The sequence below is a fragment of the Symbiobacterium sp. genome (assembly GCF_040797425.1).
GTDB lineage: Bacteria > Bacillota > Sulfobacillia > Symbiobacteriales > Symbiobacteriaceae > Symbiobacterium.
On record NZ_JBFNEH010000016.1, the window covers coordinates 1 to 21,051 of the forward strand.

General features: G+C 68.8%; 23 protein-coding genes. 3 read left to right on the plus strand and 20 right to left on the minus strand.

The window, feature by feature from the left end:
• The first annotated feature begins 143 nt into the window (after positions 1-143).
• Complete coding sequence (locus AB2385_RS06880; protein ID WP_367654215.1) at positions 144-1,529, plus strand: MATE family efflux transporter; 1,386 nt, start codon at positions 144-146, stop codon at positions 1,527-1,529.
• A gap of 62 nt (positions 1,530-1,591) precedes the next feature.
• Here the strand turns inward: AB2385_RS06880 and AB2385_RS06885 are convergent, their stop codons facing one another.
• The 3 genes from AB2385_RS06885 to AB2385_RS06895 form a co-directional block, all read right to left on the minus strand.
• Positions 1,592-2,350, minus strand: coding sequence for a hypothetical protein (locus AB2385_RS06885; RefSeq protein ID WP_367654216.1), 759 nt, complete (start codon positions 2,348-2,350; stop codon positions 1,592-1,594).
• A 99-nt stretch (positions 2,351-2,449) separates the two neighbouring features.
• Positions 2,450-3,280, minus strand: a complete 831-nt coding sequence (locus tag AB2385_RS06890; RefSeq protein WP_367654217.1) for a divergent polysaccharide deacetylase family protein — start codon at positions 3,278-3,280, stop codon at positions 2,450-2,452.
• A gap of 204 nt (positions 3,281-3,484) precedes the next feature.
• Positions 3,485-3,964: a flavin reductase family protein gene (locus AB2385_RS06895; RefSeq protein WP_367654218.1), complete on the minus strand. Its 480-nt coding sequence runs from the start codon at positions 3,962-3,964 to the stop codon at positions 3,485-3,487.
• 201 nt (positions 3,965-4,165) lie between these two features.
• On the opposite strand from AB2385_RS06895, the gene AB2385_RS06900 reads away from it, so the two are divergent.
• Positions 4,166-4,912 carry a Dps family protein gene (locus AB2385_RS06900; RefSeq protein WP_367654219.1) on the plus strand — a complete coding sequence of 249 codons (747 nt, stop codon included), beginning with the start codon at positions 4,166-4,168 and terminating at the stop codon, positions 4,910-4,912.
• Positions 4,913-5,173: 261 nt separating this feature from the next.
• Here AB2385_RS06900 and gerQ read toward each other — a convergent pair whose 3' ends face one another.
• The 4 genes from gerQ to AB2385_RS06920 all read right to left on the minus strand — a co-directional run bounded on the left by gerQ (position 5,174) and on the right by AB2385_RS06920 (position 6,956).
• Positions 5,174-5,539 carry a spore coat protein GerQ gene (gene gerQ, locus AB2385_RS06905; protein WP_367654220.1) on the minus strand — a complete coding sequence of 122 codons (366 nt, stop codon included), beginning with the start codon at positions 5,537-5,539 and terminating at the stop codon, positions 5,174-5,176.
• 51 nt (positions 5,540-5,590) lie between these two features.
• Entirely contained in the window at positions 5,591-5,995 is a 405-nt protein-coding gene (locus tag AB2385_RS06910) for a cell wall hydrolase (protein WP_367654221.1), read from the minus strand.
• Positions 5,996-6,119: 124 nt separating this feature from the next.
• Positions 6,120-6,518 (minus strand): class I SAM-dependent methyltransferase, encoded by a 399-nt coding sequence (locus AB2385_RS06915; RefSeq protein ID WP_367654222.1) that lies wholly within the window; start codon positions 6,516-6,518, stop codon positions 6,120-6,122.
• Entirely contained in the window at positions 6,519-6,956 is a 438-nt protein-coding gene (locus AB2385_RS06920) for a class I SAM-dependent methyltransferase (protein ID WP_367654223.1), read from the minus strand.
• A 327-nt stretch (positions 6,957-7,283) separates the two neighbouring features.
• On the opposite strand from AB2385_RS06920, the gene AB2385_RS06925 reads away from it, so the two are divergent.
• Positions 7,284-9,293, plus strand: a complete 2,010-nt coding sequence (locus tag AB2385_RS06925) for a thioredoxin domain-containing protein (RefSeq protein WP_367654270.1) — start codon at positions 7,284-7,286, stop codon at positions 9,291-9,293.
• A gap of 266 nt (positions 9,294-9,559) precedes the next feature.
• Here AB2385_RS06925 and AB2385_RS06930 read toward each other — a convergent pair whose 3' ends face one another.
• The 13 genes from AB2385_RS06930 to AB2385_RS06990 all read right to left on the minus strand — a co-directional run bounded on the left by AB2385_RS06930 (position 9,560) and on the right by AB2385_RS06990 (position 21,031).
• Positions 9,560-10,489: an FtsX-like permease family protein gene (locus AB2385_RS06930; RefSeq protein WP_367654224.1), complete on the minus strand. Its 930-nt coding sequence runs from the start codon at positions 10,487-10,489 to the stop codon at positions 9,560-9,562.
• Complete coding sequence (locus AB2385_RS06935) at positions 10,479-11,147, minus strand: ABC transporter ATP-binding protein (RefSeq protein WP_367654225.1); 669 nt, start codon at positions 11,145-11,147, stop codon at positions 10,479-10,481. The genes AB2385_RS06930 and AB2385_RS06935 overlap by 11 nt, the downstream gene beginning before the upstream one ends.
• A 14-nt stretch (positions 11,148-11,161) precedes the next feature.
• A complete protein-coding gene (locus AB2385_RS06940) occupies positions 11,162-12,373 on the minus strand; it encodes an FtsX-like permease family protein (protein ID WP_367654226.1) in 1,212 nt (403 codons plus the stop codon).
• On the minus strand, positions 12,363-12,812 hold the full coding sequence (locus AB2385_RS06945; RefSeq protein WP_367654227.1) for a DUF4418 family protein: 450 nt from the start codon (positions 12,810-12,812) through the stop codon (positions 12,363-12,365). Before AB2385_RS06945 ends, AB2385_RS06940 begins: the two co-directional genes overlap by 11 nt.
• Before the next feature lie 324 nt (positions 12,813-13,136).
• Positions 13,137-13,343, minus strand: a complete 207-nt coding sequence (locus tag AB2385_RS06950; protein WP_367654228.1) for a hypothetical protein — start codon at positions 13,341-13,343, stop codon at positions 13,137-13,139.
• Complete coding sequence (locus AB2385_RS06955) at positions 13,324-13,929, minus strand: lytic transglycosylase domain-containing protein (RefSeq protein WP_367654229.1); 606 nt, start codon at positions 13,927-13,929, stop codon at positions 13,324-13,326. The genes AB2385_RS06950 and AB2385_RS06955 overlap by 20 nt, the downstream gene beginning before the upstream one ends.
• Before the next feature lie 5 nt (positions 13,930-13,934).
• Entirely contained in the window at positions 13,935-14,579 is a 645-nt protein-coding gene (gene coaE, locus AB2385_RS06960; protein WP_367654230.1) for a dephospho-CoA kinase, read from the minus strand.
• 1 nt (position 14,580) lies between these two features.
• On the minus strand, positions 14,581-14,733 hold the full coding sequence (locus AB2385_RS06965) for a hypothetical protein (protein ID WP_367654231.1): 153 nt from the start codon (positions 14,731-14,733) through the stop codon (positions 14,581-14,583).
• A gap of 128 nt (positions 14,734-14,861) precedes the next feature.
• On the minus strand, positions 14,862-15,779 hold the full coding sequence (mutM, locus tag AB2385_RS06970) for a bifunctional DNA-formamidopyrimidine glycosylase/DNA-(apurinic or apyrimidinic site) lyase (RefSeq protein WP_367654232.1): 918 nt from the start codon (positions 15,777-15,779) through the stop codon (positions 14,862-14,864).
• A gap of 1 nt (position 15,780) precedes the next feature.
• Positions 15,781-18,390: a DNA polymerase I gene (gene polA, locus AB2385_RS06975; protein ID WP_367654233.1), complete on the minus strand. Its 2,610-nt coding sequence runs from the start codon at positions 18,388-18,390 to the stop codon at positions 15,781-15,783.
• Between the two features lie 122 nt (positions 18,391-18,512).
• Positions 18,513-19,208, minus strand: coding sequence for an SIMPL domain-containing protein (locus AB2385_RS06980; protein WP_367654234.1), 696 nt, complete (start codon positions 19,206-19,208; stop codon positions 18,513-18,515).
• A gap of 16 nt (positions 19,209-19,224) precedes the next feature.
• Entirely contained in the window at positions 19,225-20,415 is a 1,191-nt protein-coding gene (locus AB2385_RS06985) for a zf-HC2 domain-containing protein (RefSeq protein ID WP_367654235.1), read from the minus strand.
• Complete coding sequence (locus AB2385_RS06990) at positions 20,405-21,031, minus strand: RNA polymerase sigma factor (RefSeq protein WP_367654236.1); 627 nt, start codon at positions 21,029-21,031, stop codon at positions 20,405-20,407. Before AB2385_RS06990 ends, AB2385_RS06985 begins: the two co-directional genes overlap by 11 nt.
• Between the last annotated feature and the right edge of the window lie 20 nt (positions 21,032-21,051).

The following is a 21,051-nucleotide window of genomic DNA, read 5'->3' on the forward strand; positions in this document are numbered from 1 at the left end:
CCCGGGCGGCAGCCGCTCAACCCTGAAGGCACAGATTCGGGAACAGAACCGGATCGGTTCGGGCGCTTTCTGCGTCACAAAAGATGGTCGCTCCGCACGGACCGAGTTCGGACACCCTATTTCCGGGGCAAAGGAGGCAACGCATGCGTCCGGGTTCACAGCGCGATTTCACGCGGGGCTCGATCCCGGGGCACATCCTGATGTTCTCGCTCCCGCTGTTCGCGGGCAACCTGCTGCAGATGCTCTACAACGTGGTTGACTCGGTCTGGGTCGGCCAGGTAATCGGCAAGCACGCGCTGGGCGCCGTCACGGTCTCCCAGCCGCTCATTTTCGCCCTGATCTCGCTGGTGGTCGGCCTGACGATGGCCACCACCACCCTCGTGGGCCAGTACCGCGGGGCCGGGCAGGAGGACCTGGTGCGGCGGACCATCGGCACCTCCCTTACCCTCCTCGCCGTGTTGGGGGCCGTCATGGGTCTGGTGGGCGTCGTGTTCCGCTACCCGCTGCTCCGGCTTATCGCCACCCCCGAGGAGATCATCCACGATTCGGCCGCCTACCTGGGCATCTTCATGGGCGGCATCCTGGTCCTCTTTCTTTACAACACCCTCGGGGCGATCCTGAGGGGTCTCGGCGACGCCAACACCCCGCTCATCGCCCTGGCGGTGGCCACGGGGCTCAACATCCTGCTGGACGGCGTCTTCATCCTCGGCCTGGGGCCGGTGCCCCAAATGGGCGTTCCGGGCGTCGCCATCGCTACGGTGATCGCCCAGGGTGTGAGCGCCGTCTGGCTCCTGCGCTGGATGCTCCGAAAGAGCGACCTGATCGCGCTGAGCCGCGACTACTTCCGGGTTGACTGGAACCTGGCCGGCCGGATCTTCCGCATCGGCCTGCCCGCCGGGCTGCAGCAGGCGGTGGTCTCCTTCGGCATGGTCACGGTGACCGCCCTGATCAACAGCTTCGGACCGGACGTGGTGGCCGCCTTCGGCGCGGCGCAGCGGCTGGACCAGGTTGCCTTCCTCCCCTCGATGTCGATGGGCCTCGCCGTCACCTCGGTAGTGGCGCAGAATCTGGGTGCGGGAAAGCTGGACCGGGTCTCTTCCGCGGTCAAATGGTGCGCCGGCCTGGGCGTGCTGATCACCAGCCTCGTCACCGTGGTCGCGGTGGTAAAGCCGACGCTCCTGATCGCCCTGTTCAACCGCGAGCCGGACGTGCTGGCCGCCGGCAGCCTCTACCTGCGCATCAACGGCTGGAGCTACATCTTCTTCGCCCTGATCTTCGTGCTGGGCGGCGTGATGCGGGGCGCCGGCGACACGATGGCCACCCTGGTGATGACCATCATCGGCCTGTGGGTGGTGCGGGTGCCCGCCGCCTACCTGCTGGCGGCACGCATGGGCCCGGCCGGCATCTGGATGGGCATCCTCATCTCGGCGGTGGCCAGTTTCCTGCTCCACCTGGGCTACTACGCCACGGGCCGCTGGAAGCGCAAGGTGGCGCTGCCGCAGTCGGCCCCCGCGGGCGGGGAGACATAAGCAAGGGCCATCGAGCCCCGGGAGCACGGCCCCCGGGGCTCGATGGCCTCCTTGTTTCCGCATCACAGCCGCGGCCGGACCTCCGTCTCGAACCGTTCGCTGAGGAAGTAGTACAGCAGCGGCTGGCCGAGGATGACGACCGCGAGCCAGCCCAGCACGGGAATCCAGCCGATCAGGCCGAAGGCGATGAGGAAGAGTACGAAGATCCCGGCGCCCAGCAGCGCCTCACCGATGTGCGAGCGGATGATCCGGAATCCCGTGCCGATGGCCAGACCCACGGAGTAGTCATCCTGAATGGTCAGGTAGGCGGGGTACAGCATGAGGGTCACCGCGGCGGTGGGCATCCAGACGACCCAGACGAGCCACCCGAGCACCGGAATGAACAAGAGGATAGAGCTCAACGGTATGATGATGACATCGAAAATCAGGCCAATGAGAATCATCCGGCCAAAATACCGGGTGGCATACGACCAGAAGGTGCTCAGGTTCACCCCTTCGCCCCGACGGTAGGCCACGACCGAACCGACCAGTCCGGCGTTGGTCAACCCGTGGACGACGAGTCCAACGATGGCAATCGCCGCGATGAACCCAAACGCCCCGGTCACGGCTGCGGTTTTCGGGAAGACATAGCCGACGGGGTTCAAGCGCATGGGACTCATGGACTCGCGAATCAGATTCGAGATGCTCGGCCCGAGCCCCACCAGCGCCAGAACCATCCCGACGGCGGCACCCACCAGCTGGATGAGCAGCGCCCCGAATCCGGCCCAGGCAAACTGTTGCCAATCACGGAAGAACCGCTGAAATGTCCGTCCCAGGTCCACCTCGTCGCCTCCTCATGCCAGAATCTGAGGATGGGTCACATCCGCCGAAAGCCATTACCCTGAAAAGTTACCCTTTAATGTTTTGTTCGTCCTGGCGTGCTATTCTTCCTGCTGCAACGCCAGAAGTTCCGAGAGCGTGACCAGCCGGATTCCCCGCTCCTCCAGCTCCGGCAGAACCTCCCGCAAGGCTGCTGCCGTGCCCTCTCGCCCGATGCCCACGTGGCCGATGCCAATGGCGGCCCCGTGCTCCTCGGCCCAGTCGGCCAGCTTGCGCAGCTGGGCGATGGCGGCTTCCTTGCCCGCTTCGTGGTCGAGGAAGAGCGACCGCTGCATGCACGGCACGCCCATCGCCACCGCCGTGCGGGGCACGACGGTGTTCTCTGTCGTCATGCTATCCAACACGTATTTGCCGTGACGCTTGGCCACCTCCAGCACCGCCCGCACCACCCGCTCGTCCTGGGTCGCCACGGTGCCCATGTGGTTGTTCATTCCGCGCGCCTCCGGCACGGCCGCCAGCCACTCGGTCACCAGGCGCTGAATCTCCTCGTCGGTCTGGCGTGCTGAAATGGGCCGCCCCGCGTACCAGTCGGGGTTGACCTGCCCGGCGTCCATGGGCAGGTGCAGGATTACCTCGTGCCCGAGCGCGCTCACCCGCCGCGCAAGGGCGCCGGCGTCCGGCCGGTCCGGGAAGACGGCGAACGTCAGCGGCCGGCCCAGGGCCAGCAGGTCATCCAGCCCCGGTGCGCCGGTGGTCAGGTCGTCGATGACGATGGCCAGCAGGGGCGGCTGCCCCGGAACCCGGGCGGCGTTGCAGAAGACCGACCCGTAGCTGTGGGAGGAGCCCATGGCCTCGATGGCAGCCGGCGCGGACCGCAGCGCCAGGGCGGCCATGAACATGAAGAAGATCCAGGCAATCTGGGCCTTGTGCAAGTCCTCCCCCTCCTTCCAAGGGAAGGCTTATGCACGGACGGGCCCTCTATGACAGGCGGGAGGCCCGCCCGATGCGGGCCTCCGCCCCTGCTGCAACGCCGGGGGAGTCCCCCGTGGGAGTATCGCCCCATGCATACAAGAGGGCTGTCCCGACGCAGATCGTCCTGCCGGGACAGCCCGTAGAACCTGGCCGGCCGCAGCCGGTCAACCCCCGTAGAACCAGCCGGTGTCCCACATCTCCAGCACCTTGGCATCCGGATCGTTCAGGTGCACCGCCACGACCTCGAGGACGAAGACCGTGTGGTCACCGCCGGGAACCGACTGCACGACCTTCGCCTCGAACGCCGCCGGCACCCCCTCCAGAAGCGGAGCCCCGGTCTCGCCGGGCTTGAAGGGCACACCGTTCAGCGTGTTCCCTTCCAGCTTGGTCGGCCGGAAGAACGTCTCCGCCAGCCCCTTCTGATCGGCGCCGAGGATGTTCACCGCAACGGTCGCCCCCTGGCTGAGCAGGGCGTGCAGCCCGCTGTCGGCCTTCACGGCCATCATGACCAGCGGGGGCTGGAAGGAGGCCTGGGAGAGCCAGTTGACCGTCGCAGCGGCAGCCTCAGTGTCCTTCAGGGCGGTGGCCACATAGAGACCGTAGGTCAGCTTCCGCAATACCTGCTTCTTCACCTGGGGATCCATATCGAACCAACCTCCCATGATTCCGTGCTCTCTTTAACATAGTCGTTCCCTAACTTAAGCGAGGTACGGAACGACCGTGCCCCCTGTCAACCCGCCCGGGAGATGAGAAGGAAGGCAGCCGCAGGCCGGGTCAGGCACATACCCGCAGACTGAATCACCCAGACTAGCCGTGGAACCCATCACGCCGTAGGAGGATGCACTGTGCCAGAGAAACTGCAGCTTCCCCACACCCCGGCCGGGCAACTCACCGCGACCATGACCAACCTGGCCAACTTCCAGGGGCAGTTCAACATGGACAAGTCCGGCTACAACCCCAACATGCCCGGCCACGGCACGAACCACGACATGGTCACCCGCCAGCAGCCCCGCACCGTCAAGAAGGTGGGTGCCGGCATCGGGCTCCCCTATGAGGTCCGGCTCGAGATGGCCCTGCAGCTCGACGACCACCAGTGCGCGTTGAACGTGGCGCTGCACCAGTACCGCAAGCACCACTGGCTCACCGAGGGCGCCGAGGCCTTCCACAGCCTGCACCACCTGCTGGACGAGCACATTGAGAAGACCTCGAAGCACATCGACGAGATCGGCGAGCGCGTGGCCCGGCTCGGCGGCGTGCCCACGGCCCACCCGGTGACCCAGCACGAGCTCTCGTACATCAAGCACGAGGTCGAGGGCAGGCACTCGATACGCGACTTCCTGCGCAACGACCTGGAACACGAGCTGAAGATCCAGGAGATGCTGCGCAAGACGATCCGCCGCGCACACGAGCTGGGTGACTTCGGCACGGTGGAGGTGCTGGAGGACATCCTGGTCGAGCGGGAGGACCTGGGCTACCATCTCTACAGCGTGCTGGAGGACGACACCCTGGTGCGCGGCATGACCCACCTGCTGGACGGGCAGGGTGACATGGCCGGCGACCGGCCGATGCCCCCCGACAGCAAGCTGCAGTGACCCGCTCTGCACGGGCGACATGACCCGCAGGCCGGCGGCGCCCCATCGTTTCGAGGGGGCCGCCGGCCTTGCGCTGGCGATGTCCGCGTTCAGGGTTGACCATCCGGCCGAATCGTAGTATGATGACCTCAGAATCGTTATGTCCAACCGAGCATAACGAACAGCGAGCGAGCACCCCCTGCCACCCCCGGGGGTGCTCACTCGTTGTTTCCATTTCGCTCGCCAGCGGCCTCTTCCTGGCCCCGCGTGGCTGCGGCGGCGCTACCGGCCGTAGATGTCCGGCGTGTAGCGCAGCGGCTCGTCGAACGTAAGGAAGTCGATGTTCACCATCAGGATCACGTAGCGCTGCCCCGTCTCGGGGTCGCTGAGCACTACGTGATCCCGGGCGGCATTTTCCACCTCGCCCCGGAACACCTTGGCGGCCCATTCCGGGTTGTTGTCGTTGGTGGTGTAAATCGTGGCCATCTTGCCGCGGTTGAGCCGCAGGATGTTCTCGAGGTAGCTCTGCTCCTCCGGAACCGCCACCTGTCCGCCGTAGACCGGGCCCATCAGTGGCTGCGCCGGACCCATCATAAAGGGCATCCCGGGCCAGCCCCACTTGCCATAGGGCGTCGGCATCTGGCCCATCTGCCCCATCCCGCCCATCGGCATCATCCCGCTCAGGGCAATCCACCTCGCCTAGGAAAAGACTCGTGGGCACTGTTGTGCATCCGCCAGGTAGAAGCAGTGGTTCTTGTACTGACCGGCCAGGGGCCTCCCCCACCAGCTGGAAGGGCACTGCTGGCCGGGTGGCCGGTGGAACCAGAGGGCGAAGGTCGCCGGGTGCTGCCGTTCGCCCCGGGCGTTCCGCTCGGCCAGACGGATGTCGCGCTCACGGGCACCCTGCCAGAAGTAGGGCTTGCACACCGCCTCAAAACCGGTTCGGCACTGCGTCGCCAGGTCGCGGTTGATGATGTCCTGGACGGAGCGGAGATCCCGGAACTCCCCACAGTTGGCGTAGACGCGGTTGGTGATCACGTTGCCCACCATGAGCATGCCGAGGTCGCCCTCGCCCTCGGCCTCCGCCCGCATCAGGCGCGCCATCAGTTCCAGGTCCGCCCGATTGGTTCTGATGCGGCCTATGGTGTACCCCTCCTCTGCCTGGGCGTGTGTGTTTTATGGTATGCGGGCAGCGCTGTGCGGGGTGAGTGGCACGGGGCTACGGGACCTATCGAGGCCCACCGTGGCCAGGTGTGGCGACCGGCTTGCGGAACTCCAGACAGTACAGACGCCCCCCGGCCGGATAGGTGACCCTCACCTCCGTCATCCCGGGCGGTATGCAGTCGACTGGAGCATCGATCGGTCCCCGGCGGCCCTTGAAGAACCTCTGCGCGAACGGGAGCTGTTCCCCCAGTGCGGCTACCCGCTCCGTCTCATCGATGACCACGATCTTCGTGCCGGGTTTCGCCACGCGGGCCATCTCCGCCATGGCCTTCGCCTTGTCGTTGAAGAAGTTGATCCCGCCAACGTGAAACACCACATCGAAGGATGCGTCCCTGAATGGCAGGTGTTCCGCCTCGCCCTGGACCAGCCTCACCCTGAACCCGTAGCGCGCCTGATTGGCCACTCACTGCTGCAGCTGCCCCCAGGAGATGTCGAGGCCATAGTATTCGGCATCGCTCCTGAGGAAGCGCAGGTTGCCGCCGGTCCCCACGGAGACTTCGAGTACAGCATCACCCGGGCGAACCAGGATGTTCCTCAGGTATTCGGTTCTGCACCTGGCTTCGCCGCCAAAGAACCAGTACACGAGTCGCTGCACAGGATCATAGAACGGCGCGAATGAGTCATACAGGCGCTGGTATCTCCGATTTGGCCCCTGCACCTGGTTCTCCTGAAGGAAGACGGGAATCCCATTTCGAATGACAAAGCGACTCCCATCACCGCTGCAAAGGAACGGAGTGTTGTCCTCCCCGACCTGGACGGTGAGGGGCGCATGCGTGAACGGATCGCACAGTTTCTCCAGGAACCTGGGGTCTATGCCCTGCGTCCTCGGTGTCGGCTCCATGATCGGCCTCCCTTCGCATGCGAATCTGTCGAAAATTATACTTTGATCGGGAGAGGCGTCATCGTCCCGCAGTGTCTGCCGGACATCGTACCGGGGTACGACCGCCCCCCGCGTCTGCCGCTTCCCATCGCGCCCCGGACCTCATTCCCACGGCACGGGCCACGAATGCCGAAGGCGTGCTCCGGGACCGCAACGCGGGTGACGGATCGATAGCTCGCACGGCGGCACACAATAGAAAGATAACGAGGAGCTGTTCCGCACTCACGGCGGTGCAGCTCAGGCATCGAAAGGAGGTCGATCCCCCTGCCCCCAAAGCCCAACCGCCTCATCCGCGAGGCCTCGCCGTACCTGCAGCAGCATGCCTACAACCCCGTCGACTGGTACCCCTGGGGCGAGGAGGCCCTGCAGAAAGCCAGGGCCGAGGACAAGCCGATCTTCCTCTCCATCGGGTATTCGAGCTGCCACTGGTGCCACGTGATGGAGCGGGAGTCGTTCCGTGACCCGGATATCGCCGCCATCCTGAACGAGCACTTCGTCTGCATCAAGGTCGACCGGGAGGAAAGGCCCGACCTGGACGACATCTACCAGACCATCTGCCAGCTGGTTACCCGTTCCGGCGGTTGGCCCCTTTCCGTCTGGCTCACCCCTGACCGGAAGCCCTTTTACGTGGGCACCTACTTCCCGCCCGCCGAGCGGTACGGCCGGCCGGGTTTCCGGCAGGTGCTGCTGGCCCTGGCGCGCGCATGGCGGGAGAAGCGGGACGAGGTCGAGCAAGTGGCCGCCAACTGGGCAGAGGGGATCGTCCGGAGCGACGCGCTGGAGCCCCCCGCCGGCGACCTCCCGGACCGTCAGCTCATCGCCAGCGCGGTCTGGGCGCTGGCGGCCAGCGTTGACCGGCAGAACGGCGGCTTCCGCGGGGCGCCCAAGTTCCCCAATCCCTGCACCCTCGACCTGATGCTGCGCTACTGGAAGGACACGGGCGAGGCGCTCTGCCTGGACCTCGTCACCCTCACCCTGCGCAGGATGGCCGAGGGCGGCATTTACGACCAGCTGGGCGGCGGCTTCCACCGCTACTCCGTGGACGCGCGCTGGGCGGTTCCGCACTTCGAGAAGATGCTCTACGACAACGCCCTGCTGCCCCCGGTTTACCTCGCCGCGTGGCAGGCCACCGGCGAGCCGCTCTTCCGGCGCGTGGTGGAGGAGACCCTCGACTACGTGCTCCGGGAGATGACCCATCCCGAGGGCGGCTTCTTCGCCACCATCGATGCCGACTCGGAGGGCGAGGAGGGCAAGTTCTACGTGTGGGATCGCGAGGAGATCCTCGCCGTGCTGGGCCCCGACCTGGGCGAGCTGCTCTGCCGGCACTTCGGCGTGACCGCGGAGGGCAACTTCGAACAGACCGGCAAGACGGTTCTCCACATCGCCGAGCCGGCGGAGGCGCTGGCTGCGGCCGTCGGCCTGCCGCCGGAGGAGGTCGGGGCCCGGATCCGCGCGGGGAAGCGCCGACTGCTGGAGGCCCGGCAGCGGCGGGTGCCGCCCTTCCGGGACGAGAAAATCCTCACCGGCTGGAACGGGCTCATGCTCTCCGCCCTGGCGCGGGCCGGGCGTGCCCTGCGCCGCCCGGAGTATACTGAAGCCGCCCGGCGGGCGGCGGACTTCCTCCTCGCGCACCTGTCGGACGGCAGTGGCGGCCTGCTGCGCCGGTTCAAGGACGGAGAGGCCGGCATCCCCGGTTACCTCGAAGACTACGCCTTCCTTACGGCCGGGCTGATCGACCTGTACGAGGCCACCTTTGCCGAGCGCTACCTGAACGAGGCCATGCGGCTAGCGGACGAGACCCTCAGCCGCTTCCACGACGGCGGCTCTTTCTACCTCACGGCGTCCGGCGCCGACCTCATCCACCGGCCCAGGGCCCTCCTGGACGCCTCGGTACCCTCCGGCGCCGCCGTCGCCGTCATGAACCTTCTGCGCCTTCAGCCCTACCGGTCGGACGACCGGTTCCGGTCCGTGGCGGAGGCGGTCTTCCGCGCCCACCGTCACCTCATGAAGCGGTCCCCCGGCGGCATGGCGGCGATGCTGCAGGCCCTGGCCTTCTACCTCAGCGGCCCCACGGAAGTCACGCTGGTGGGCAACGCCCCGGAGGCGTGGCTGGAGGCGCTGGGGCGCCGGTACGAGCCGAACCTGGTGCTCACCCGCATCGACGGGCCGCGGGACGGCGCGCCGATCTGGACGGGGAAGGCCCCCGTGGGCGGGCTTCCTACCGCCTACGTCTGCCGCAACTTCACCTGCTCTCCACCTGCAACCGCGTGGGAGGAAATCGAGCCGCACCTCCGCTGAGATGCGGCTCTCCCGTTCTCGCCTCTCCCGAAGGGCAACGCGTGCCGCCCCGCCCCAGCCGAGGGGCGGCAGCTTATGTCACCCCCGAATCCACGCCGGCATACACTGCCGGTGTGGGGCCGGCGGTCCCACGGGGAGGTGACCCAGCTTGTTCTACGGCTTCGGCTACCCTGCAACCAAGTCGTCTGCCTACTTCAAGGCCGTTCCCGCACTCTGGTCCAAGGTCTTCCCCTGGTGGGGCAAGAGCTGGGGCATCTAGCACAGCCTCAGCGGTGCCGCCGCACGGCGTCCAGCGGGTCGAGCCACGCCGCCTGCAGCGCCGGTGGCAGCGCCGCCAGGGCCCCGGCCGCGGTCGTAGCGGCGCAGGCCAGGGCCAGGAGACCCAGGAGGGGCCCGGCGCCCAGGTGGCGCACCAGCGCCGCCGTGGCGGGCAGCAGGCGGAGAACGACCGTAGCCAGTAGCCCGCCCGCCAGGCCGCCCGGCAGTGCCACCGCCACGGACTCCCCCACCGTGAGGACCAGCAGGTAGCTGCGCGTTGCCCCCATCGCGCGCAGCATCCCCAGTTCGGCGCGCCGCTCCCCCACCCGGATCGCGGCCAGGAGGCCGCTCAAGAGTGCGGCCCCCAGTGCGGCGACGGCCGCGGCGCGCCCCAGGTGGCGCACCAGCGGCTGCAGGTCGGTGAGCACGTGGCGGGTCGCCTGCTCGCCCACCACGGCCACGGCCTCCGGGAGCACCTGCGCCAGCGTCGCGCGGATCATCGGCGCCGACGCCCAGAACTCCAGCCGCATCACCAGCACCGAGGCCCTCTCCCCCGCCGGCTCCCCGGCGCCGCCCCGGGAGAGGTCCACTGCTTCCACGGCCTTCACCCCGAGCAGTTCGGCGCCGGCGATCGCCCGCTGCCACTCCGCCGCGTCGATGGCCGCCGGGACGGGGGCGGCATCGCCCGTGGCCAGCCACCGCATCACCTGCTGCTCGTGCCCGGGCAGGGTGAGCACCATGTCCGCACCCAGGGTCGTCAGCCCCCGCTCCAGCGTCCGACCCATGGCGAGCAGCAGCCCCAGCGCACCCACCAGTGCGGCCGCGGCGAGAGCCGCCGCCAGCAGGCCGGCAGCGGCATGCCCGGGAGAGCGGCGCAGCTGCGCCCAGAGGACGCGGCCCAGTCCCGGAGGACCGGGGGGGCTGGCATCAGCGCGCATGGCTGACCCGCCCCCCGCTCAGCACCAGGTGACGGTGGGCCAGCGGGACCAGTTCGGTGCTGTGGGTCACCATCACCACGGTGGTGCCGGCCCGATTCTCCTCCTGGAAGAGCGACACCACCTCCCGCTCGGTCTCCTCGTCCAGGTCGGCGGTGGGCTCGTCCAAGAGCAGCACCTCGGGCCGGTTGAGCAAGGCCCGCGCCACCGCCACCCGCTTCTGCTGGCCTCCCGAAAGCTGCCAGGGATAGCGGTGGATATGCTCCGCCAGGCCGACCCGCTCCAGGAGCTCCATCGCCCGCTGCCGGTCGCCCCCTTCACCCGGCGGCAGGAAGGAGGCCGGCAGCAGGAGGTTCTCCAGAACGGTGAGCGTGGGGATGAGGCTGGTGAACTGAAAAACAAAGCCAATGTGGCGGGCCCGGAAACGGGCCCGCTCCGCGTCGGAGAGTGACCAGAGGTCCTGCCCCATCACCGACACCGTGCCCTCGTCGGGCCGGGTGAGACCGCCCATCAGCGCGAGCAGGGTCGACTTGCCGGCGCCCGACCGGCCCGTCACCATCACGAACTCCCCGGGCTCGACCCGGCCGCTGAGCGGCGCCAGGGCCACCACCGACTGGCCCCGCGTTCGGTAGGTCTTGCTGACTTCGTAGAGCTGGATCACCGGGTGCTCCTCTCCTAACGTGCGTGGATCGCCTCGTGCGGTTCCAGTCGGGTGAGTCGCAGGGCCGGCCACGCGGCCACCAGTGCACCGCCGGCGGCTGCGAGCACCACCACGGCGGCGGCCAGCAGCGCCTGCTCCCCGGCGGGCGGGTAGAGGAACGGCAGGGTGTAGGAGACCATGATCGCCTCTTTGAACAGGCCGTACACGGCCCCGCCGCCGGTCACGCCGGCGAGGCCCCCGAGCCCGCCCAGCAGGGTGGCCTCCAGCACCAGGGCGCGCACCGACTGCCCGGCCGTCGCCCCCATTGCCCGCAGGAGTCCAATCTCCCGCCGCCGCTCCCGGGCGATGGCGAAGAACAGGACGACGAAGAGCAGGAGGGCGATCAGGAGCACCGACAGGGTCACCGGCACGAGGCCGGACATCAGGAGGGCCAGGTCCTCTGCGACGCTGAGGGCCACGTCGCCCGCCGTAATCACCGCCACGCCGCCCACCCGCCGGCCGATCTCGGCGGCCACCGCGGCCGCGTCGGCGCCTTCATCCAGGGCCACCAGGATGGCCGACACGTGGCCCTGCGGGACTTCCAGCGGCTGCTCTGCCAGTTCGTGCGAGCGCTCGGCCATCTTCCAGACGGCCTCCTGGGGCAGGAAGACGGTCTCGTCCATGCCCATGCCCGTCGGGTCGAGCCGTGCGCCGAGCCGGAAGGTCGTGCCGTAGAAGGTGAGGGGGTCGCCCGTCACGCCGAGGATGTGGTTCCCCACCAGTACCTCGTCGGGGGCGAGCTCGCGGCCGAGTTCCCGCCGGAGCCAGGGGGTGACGGTGAAGTCGGTGGACGGGTCGTAGCCCACCAGCATGAGGTGCCCGGTGCAACAGGCCGACGAGGCCAGCGTCGCCACGAAGATCTGGGGCGAGGCCGCCTTCACGCCCTCGATGGAGCGGATCTCGGCCAGGGCCCGCTCACCCTCCATGTAGAAGGCCGTGGGCAGGCCCATCACCAGGGCCGTGTGCAGCTCCCCGGCGGCCCCTGCGGGCACGACCATCAGGTCGGCACCGAGCCGGTCCAGCCCGCGGGCCACCGCATGGTCCACGCCGCGGCCGATCAGGCCGCCGGCGAAGGCGGTGCCGGCGACCACCATCACGCCCACCAGAACGGCCAGCGTCCGGCCGGGGTTGCGGAGAAGGTTCCGGAGCGCCAGCCCCAGGAGCCCGAGGACCGGGTTACCCCACACGGCGCTCCACCCCCGCCGCATCCAGCCGACGCAGCTGCAGCACCCCCACGAGGCCCGCCATTACGGTGATGCCGCCGGCAAGCAACGCCCCGGGCTTGAAGCTGAGGTTACAGGGCATGCCGGCCATGGCACAGGTGGGCACCAGCCACAGCGGGATGAGGATCATGAGGAGGCCGGCGCCCGTGACGGCGAGGGAGACGCCGCGCCCCGAGTCAGGAAAGAGGAAGGCCGCCAGGCCGGCGAACGCCACCAGCGCGGCGACGCCCTGGAAGGCGCGCTCGGACCAGTAACAGCGCATGGGCATCACACCGCCGCTGGCCGTCTCGACCATGTGGCCGTGGTCGATGCAGGTGTGCAGCAGAAAATGAGATGCCGCCAGTGCCCCGATGCCAAGCAGAACGAACAGCAGCGGACGCCAGTCGCGACTCCGGGTACGCACAGCACAACCAACCTCCCACCATATAGCTGACAATTCGGGCTACTATGACGGTATCCCTAGCACCGAATAAGCGCAATACGCTGTCAGCCGTACACCTGCGGGAGCCCTTCTAGGGTAAGGACTCTATCCTCGCCGCCCGGGCGGAAACCCGAGCCAGAAGGCGGGCCCGGGCGCGGGTACGCTGCTCCGGAACGCGGCGGGACAGCCCCGGCGGGCCTGACCGGGTCGGGCGCCCGCGCAGCCCGGGTCGCGAAGGTGTCCGGGGCGGCGCCCAATATAACACCCCCGGCCGCACGGACCGGGGGTGGCGCATGTCGTGACCATCTACCGGAAGAGCAGGCGGAACAGGAGATAGACCAGCAGCATCACGCCGATCATGGCCAGGACGACGGGCAGGAGCACCTGGTAGGCCGCGATGATCATCGCCAGCGTGTCGGCCCAGGTGAACCGCGGCTCGCCCTTCTCGCCCGCCTCCCGGGCGGTGCGGGCCGCGCGGCGCCTGGCCAGTTCGTCATGTTCCGGGTTCCGCATGTCCGTCCCCTCCCTCTGCCTTCCAGCGCCATTCTCCGTACAGGAAGCGGTACCGCTGCTGATCGCGCAGCACCGCAGCCACGTAGTGCCGCGTCTCCGCAAAGGGAACCTGCGTGAGCGTGTGGCGCTCGCCCGTCCACCGCTCCTGCTCCAGCCAGTCCTTCACGTTGCCGAGCCCGCCATTGTACGCCGCCAGGGCCAGCACCGGGTCGCCCGCGAACTCCTGCAGAAGCGCCGCCAGGTACCAGCAGCCCACCCGGATGTTGTACGCAGGCTCGTAGAGGCTGTCCGGGCTGAACGGCAGCCCCATCTGCTCCGCAACCCAGCGGCCGGTCTCGGGCATGATCTGCATCAGCCCCCGGGCCCCCTGCGGGGAGGTCGCTGCGGGGCGGAAACGGGACTCCGCGCGGATGAGGGCGACCACCAGGTAGGGATCGAGGCCGTGCTCTGCCGCGCACCGGCTGATCTCGGCGTGATAGGCGAGCGGATACAGCCGCCCCAGCGCCAGCCGTGCGGCCAGCACGAGGGCAAACACCAGGATCGCAAGGGCCAGCCACCGCCGGCGTCGTCTCCTGCGCCGCGCCACCGGGGCTACCCGCCTTCCCCGGAGTGCGCCTCGTCCGACGGGCGGGCTCCTTCGGCCCCGCCCGCCACGGCCTGCCAGGCGGCCAGCACCTGGGCCCGGGTTCGAGCCAGGTCGCCCCGGTTGTCGATCACCCGGTCGGCGCGCCGCATCTTCTCCTCCAGGCTCATCTGCGCTGCGATGCGGGCCTCCGCCTCCGCCGGGGAAAGGCCGTCGCGACCCATGAGGCGGGCCCGCTGCGTGGTCTCGTCCACGTAGACCACCCACACCTCGTCCACCCGCTTGTCCCACCCGGTCTCGAAGAGCAGCGGGATGTCCAGCACGACGGCGGCGCGGCCCTCCCGGCGCAGGGCCTCGACTTGCCGTTCGATCTCGGCGCGCACCGCCGGGTGGACGATCGCCTCGAGGGCGCGGCGGCGCGCAGGGTCAGAGAAGACGATGCGCCCCAGGGCGGCCCGGTCCAGCGACCCGTCGGGTCGCAGCACCGCCGGCCCGAACTCGCGGGCAATGGCTTCCGTCACGGGCGTTCCCGGCCGCTGCAGATCGTGGACGATGGCGTCCGCGTCGATCACGGGCGCGCCGAGCTCCCGCAGGATGGCGGAGACCGTGGACTTACCGCTGGCGATGGAGCCCGTCAGGCCGACGATCCGCATGCTAGTCGCCCTCGATGCGGTACTCGGCGAACTTCTGCAGGGTCGACTCCCGCAGGTCCTTCTCGGCGTGGATCTCGACCCGCCACTTGCCGCCGGCGAGGGGGCGGATGGACATCTCCCCGGAGACGTTGTGGTGGTCCCACAGCTTCTTCACGGTCTCACGCATCTCTTTCTCGGAAGGGAATTCAAATACGAGATACTGCACAAAGCTCACCTTCCATATGCATTCAATACAGGCGGAACCCGCCGGCCGGAATGCGCCGGCGGCGGCTCTGGAAAGCTTCAGGCGTACGGCTCGGGCGGCTCGGCGGCGACCCGGACGCTCAGGCCCCGGCGCCCGGGCCGCGCCCGGCGGGGCTTCAGGGCCACGCCCTCGGGCACCGGCTGGCAGCGGGGGCAGAAGTGGGTGCCGCGCTGCGCCACGGTCACCTTCTCGATGGGGGTGCCGCACACCGGACAGGGCTGGCCCGCCCGGTCAAAGACCTGCAGCTCGTCGTACATGTCGCCCTCGTTTCCCTCGCCGTCCCGGTAGAGCGAGAAGGTCGTCCCCCGCTTTGCCACCGCCCGCTCCAGAACCCGGCGGATACAGCCGTGCAGCCGCTCCACCTCGGCGGCGGTGAGGGAGCCGGCCGGCCGCGCGGGGTGGATGCGGGCGCAGAAGAGCGCCTCGTCGGCGTAGATGTTCCCCAGGCCCGCCACCAGTTCCTGGTTGAGGAGGGCGGCCTTCACGGGTGTGCGCCTCCCGGAGAGTGCGGCAGCCAGCCGCTCCACGGTGAACTCGTCCGACAGCGGCTCCGGCCCCAGGTGCATGAGCCCGGGCGGCAGGCCCCGCCCGTCCGGCCCCACCAGGTGGAAGCCGCCGAACTTGCGCTGGTCGGCGTAGCGAAGCTCGCTGCCGTCGTCCAGGTGGAAGACCACGTGCAGGTGCTTCTCCCGGGGCCGCTCCGGAGCCGAGATATACAGGTGGCCGCTCATGCGCAGGTGGGCCACCAGCAGCGCGGGCCCCAGGCGGAACAACAGGTACTTGCCCCGCCGCTCGATGTCGGTGAAGCGGGCCCCTTCCAGTTCGGCCTTGAAGGTGTCCGGGTCCGGGTAGTAGATCTGGCGGGGCGTGAGGATCTCCACCCGCCGGATCTCACGCCCGACCACGTGGGGATACAGGGTGCGGCGGACCGTCTCGACTTCTGGCAGTTCCGGCATGCTACCGGACCTCGTAGGGCCTGACCGAGTACCAGTCGGGCCCGGCCTTGATCTCGACCTTCAGGGGCACGTCGAGCTTCATCGCACCCTCCATCTCCCGCTTCACCAGCCGGGCCAGGCGGTCCAGCTCGCCCTCGGGGCATTCGAAGACCAGTTCGTCGTGCACCTGCAGGATCATCCGGGCGGAGAGCCCCTCCTCCCGCATGGCGCGCCGCACGGCGATCATCGCCCGCTTCATCAGGTCCGCCGCGGTGCCCTGGATGGGCGTGTTGATGGCCATGCGCTCGGCGTTCTGCCGGATGCTGAAGACGCGGTGGTGGATCTCGGGGAGCGGCCGGCGCCGGCCGTCGAGGGTGGTGACGTAGCCCTTCTCCCGCGCCTCGGCCTTCTTCTCCTCCATGTATCGCTTCACGCCTGCGAACTTGGCAAAGTAAGTTTCGATGAAGGCCCTGGCCTCCGCCCGGCTGATGCCCACCGACCGTGCGAGGCCGAAGTCCGTCTGGCCATAGATCAGGCCGAAGTTGACCGCCTTCGCCTGCCGCCGCATCTCGGGCGTCACCTGCTCCATCGGCACGCCGAAGACCTCGGCGGCGGTGCGGGCGTGGATGTCCTGGTCGTGCAGGAACGCCTCCCGCAGGGCCGGGTCGCCGGAGAAGTGGGCGACGACCCTGAGCTCGATCTGCGAGTAGTCGGCCGAGAGCAACACGTGACCGGGCCGGGCGATGAAGGCCTTGCGGATGCGCCGCCCCTCCTCGATGCGGATGGGAATGTTCTGCAGGTTGGGATCCTTGCTGGAGAGGCGGCCCGTCTCGGCCACGGTCTGGGTGAAGGTGGTGTGAATCCGTCCGTCCCGGGCGACGAGCTGGCCCAGGGCGTCGACGTAGGTGCCCTTCAGCTTGGTGAGCGTGCGGTAGTCGAGGACGAGCTGGGCGATGGGGTAGAGCGGCGCCAGCTCCTCCAGCACCTCGGCGTCGGTGGAGTAACCCCCCGTGCGGGTCTTCTTGCCGTGGGGCAGGCCGAGCTTGCCGAACAGCACGTCGCCCAGCTGCTTGGGCGAGGAGATGTTGAACTGCATCCCCGCCAGCTCGTAGATCTCCTGGCTCAGGTGCAGGATGCGCCGCTCCAGCTCGCCGGACATCTCGTGGAGTGCGGCCGGGTCGATGCCGACGCCGGTGGCCTCCATCTCGGCCAGGATCGGCATGAGCGGCAGCTCCACCTCCCAGTAGAGGCGCGCCATGCCCTGCTGATCGAGCTCAGCCTCCATGCGCCGGCGCAGCTCGGGGAGGAGCCCGGCCCGGGTGGCCCAGGCGTCCGGATGGTCGTCCGGCGGCAGCTCGCCCAGGCCGTGCTGGCGGCAGAGGTCAGCGAGGTCGTACGTGCTGCGCCCGGGGTCCAGCAGATAGGCGGCCAGGGCCGTGTCGAACGCCGGCTCGGGCGGGGTGACGCCCCGGCCGTAGAACCAGTTGTAGAGCGGCTTGAGGTCGTGGCCGACGAGCCGCGCACCGGGCTCCGCCAGCCCGGCCGGGTCGGCCAGCGCCTCGCCCTCCAGCCACGCCGGGGGCTCGGCCAGGGCGAGACCCACGGGCCGCGGGCGGCCGGGGTTGCCCGGGTCCACCGTCATCCGCGCCAACACCCCCGCCTCGCCGGAGAGGCGCAGGACGCCGGGCTCGCTCACGCGCCGGGCGGTGACGACCTCCACCGCTCCGGCCTGCCCGGCCATCGCCTCCGCGGCATCGCCGGCCTCGGGCGGGGTGACGCGGGAGAGGAGCGACCGGAACTCCAGCCGCCGGAAGAGGGCGTAGGCCTCCGGGTAGTTGGGCTCCCGCACGCGCAGTTCCTCCAGGTTCAGCTCTACGGGGGCCTTCACGTTGATGGTGGCCAGGGTGCGGGAAAGCTCCGCCTTGTCCCGGTTCTCCCGGAGCTTCGTCTGCAGCGCCCCCTTGATCTCGTCCAGGTGGGCGTAAACGCCCTCCACCGTGCCGTACTCGGCGAGGAGCTTGAGGGCGGTCTTCTCGCCGACTCCCGGCACGCCGGGGATGTTGTCGGAGGCGTCGCCCATCAGCGCCTTCAGCTCGATGATCTGCGCCGGGGTGAGGCCGTACTCCGCCTTCAGGGTGGCGGGGTCGTACCGCACGACGTCGGTGATGCCCTTTCGGGTCATCATCACGGTGACCTTGTCGCTCACCAGCTGCAGCGCGTCCCGGTCGCCGGTGACGATCAGCGTCTGCAGCCCCTGCTCCGTCGCCTGGCGGGCCAGGGTGCCCAGCAGGTCGTCCGCCTCGTAGTTCTCCACCCGGAACCAGGGGATGTTCAGGGCGGTGAGCACCTCCCGCAGGAGGTCCAGCTGCGGCCGGAACTCCTCCGGAGGCGCCTTGCGGGTGCCCTTGTACTCCGCATACATGGCGGTGCGGAAGGTCTGCCGCCCCATGTCGAAGGCGACCGCCACGTAGTCGGGCTTCTCCTCGTCGAGAAGCTTGAAGAGCATGGTGAGGAAGCCGTACACGGCGTTGGTGTAGACGCCGTCGCTGGTGGAGAAGAGCTTCAGGGCGTAGAAGGCCCGGTTGGCCAGGCTGTTCCCGTCGAGCAGGAGCAGTTTCGCTGCGTTCGGCATGAGGGTCACCTCTCTGCTGCACCCTTGTAGCTTCACCGGGCGCGTCTCCCCTTATTTCAAGGCGGGGTGGGCTCAGTCCTGCAAACCAAAAGGGCCGCCCGCGGCGGCCCCGTGCGACCCGCTCAGTAGGTGAACGTCGCCCGCACCTGCGCTCTGTAGACGAGGGCGGTGGGCGAGCTGCGCGACGTTTCGGTGGGGGCCTCCTCGGCCACCACCTCCACGGAGACCAGGTCACCCAGCGTACGGCCCTGGCTCTGCGCCAGCGCCGCGGCCCGGGCCCGGGCGTCGGTCACGGCGGCCTGCAGGGCGCGCTGCCGCACGTCGGCGGAATTGCGGAGGCCGTACTCGGTCCCCGCCATCTCCGTGGCGCCCGCAGCCAGGGCGGCGTCCACCAACGCATCTGCGCGCTGCAGGTTGCCCAGCGTTACCGCCACTCCGGCGCTGGCCTCGTAACCCATCGGGCCGGCTTTCCCGCCGGCGTCCTGTGCGGTCAGGGGGCGCACCTCCGGAGCGTGCACGTCCACGGCCGATGCGTCGGCGCCCGCATTCACGAGCGCCTCCCGCAACCGGGCGACAGACGCGGCAATAAGGGCCTCCGCTTCGGCAGCGGAAGCCCCCTCTGTCCAGGCGGTTACGGTGAAGAAGAGGGTAACCTGATCGGGCTTGGCGCGGACCTCTCCCTGCCCCAGGGCCGTGATCGTGCGGACCGCGGGCGCCGCAGCCGGGCTATCGCCCGGGTCGGCATGACCCGGCAGCAGCAGGAGGACGGCCAGGAGCCCAAGGCCGATCACCAGCGCTGCGAACGACTGAGGCTTCACAGGTACCGGTCATCTCCTACTGCAAGGGCTGCGCCTTGAGGACGATCTGGATCTCGGCGTTCTCCAGCGCGGTCAGCAGGTTCTGCCGCGTGGCCTGCAGCTCCTCGATTTCCTTCACCAGGGTCGCCAGCGCCTTCGGATCGGCCTCGCCTTGCGGGCGCTGCTCCAGACTCGCCCGCTGATTCTCAAGGGCGACGAGCCGCTCCCGCACCGACTCCAGCTGTGCGCTCAGATCCACCGAATCCCGCACAACGCTGGCGTTCTGCCCCCGGAACTGTGTCTCCACCTGCGCCACGGCCTCCTCGAAATCAGCCGCAGCCACGGTCACCTGCAGTTCCACAGCGGAGACCCGCCGTTCCATGCGAATCGCACGCGCTAGGCTGAGCCGCTCCTGCAGTTCCCGGGCAGCCTGCTCCGGATCTGCCACCGCCACCTCCAGCGAGGCCCGCAGGTGCTGCTGCGGCGGCAGCGCCGCCATTGTGCCGGGCTCGTTCCCTTGCGTGGCGGTGCTCACGCCGCCTCCCGGGTTCGTCGGGCCCAGGGGCGAACCTTTCGGGCCGGAGTCAGCCTCACCGGGCTCGCTCTCCGGAACGTTGGCCTCACCGGGAAGGCCGCTCTGAGATGGCGACTCCGCGGGTTGCGCCACGGGTTCGGTGATGTCGTTCGAATCCACAGGTCCCTCGGCGCCAGACGGCGTCTCATCTCCTGGCACGTTCACCGAACCAGGCTCACCCACGCCGCCCTGCGAAACAGGCGGTTCGACGGTGCCTGTGGAGCCGGGCTGCGGCTCCTGCCCGGTCGGCAACAGCACGACGTTCTCCTGCTGCTGCGGTGGCTGGGCCGCCGGCCCGGGCAGCACCAGACGGTTCAGGCCTGACACGCCGATGACCAGCGCCGCGGCTGCGGCAGCCGGAATCGCCCACCGCCCGAGCGCAGCGCGCCGGGTCAGACGGCGGTTCGCCTTCCGGGCCGCCACCAGGGGCGGGTCGGCGGCCAGCAGGCGCTGATGAAGCTCGGCATGGAACGTGTCGGGAGGTTCTACCTCATCCAGGGATGTGACGAGTGCAATAGTCTGGCGGAGGGCGTCCACTTCGGCCGCGCACCAATGGCAGCGCCGGAGGTGCTGCTGAACCCGCAGCAACTCGCCGCCTGAAAGCTCGCCATCGATGTACGCGGACAGGAGCGGACGAACTCCGTCACAGTTCATGGGCTTTTCCCCTCCTAGGGCTACAGACGACTCTCGGCGACAAAAGTTCCAGGCTCGCAAACTTTTCTTTGAGTGCGTGGCGGGCCCGGTTCAGCCGGGACTTCACTGTGCCGAGGTTGAGCCCCAACGCCTCTGCGATCTCGTTGTAAGAGTACCCCTGGAGTTCGCGCATCACGAGCACGACCCGGTACTCCTCGTCCAGCTGGCAGATACTCTCCTGCACGGCCCGCCGGATCTCCACCCGCTCCAGGGCCTGCTCGGGACCATCCGAGGGGTCGGCGATCTGGCGGGACACTTCGCCGTCCTCCATTTCGACGCTCTGGTCGAGGTAGGTGACGCGCTGCCGCTTGCGCTTACGCAGTTCATCCAGGCAGGCGTTGTTCACAATGCGGTACAACCAGGTCGCGAAGGAGGAGTCACCGCGGAAATCCGCCAACGAACTGTAAGCACGGATGAATGCTTCCTGGGCCACGTCTGAGGCGTCCTCGTGGTTGCCGGTCAGCCGGTAGGCGATGTTGTAGACCGTCTTCTCGTGCTCGCCGATCAGCTGCTCGAACGCCTCGACGTCTCCTTGCTTTGCCCTCTCCACGAGGAGTTCGTCGAGCGATTTGGACACCAACTTCACTCCTCCCACGG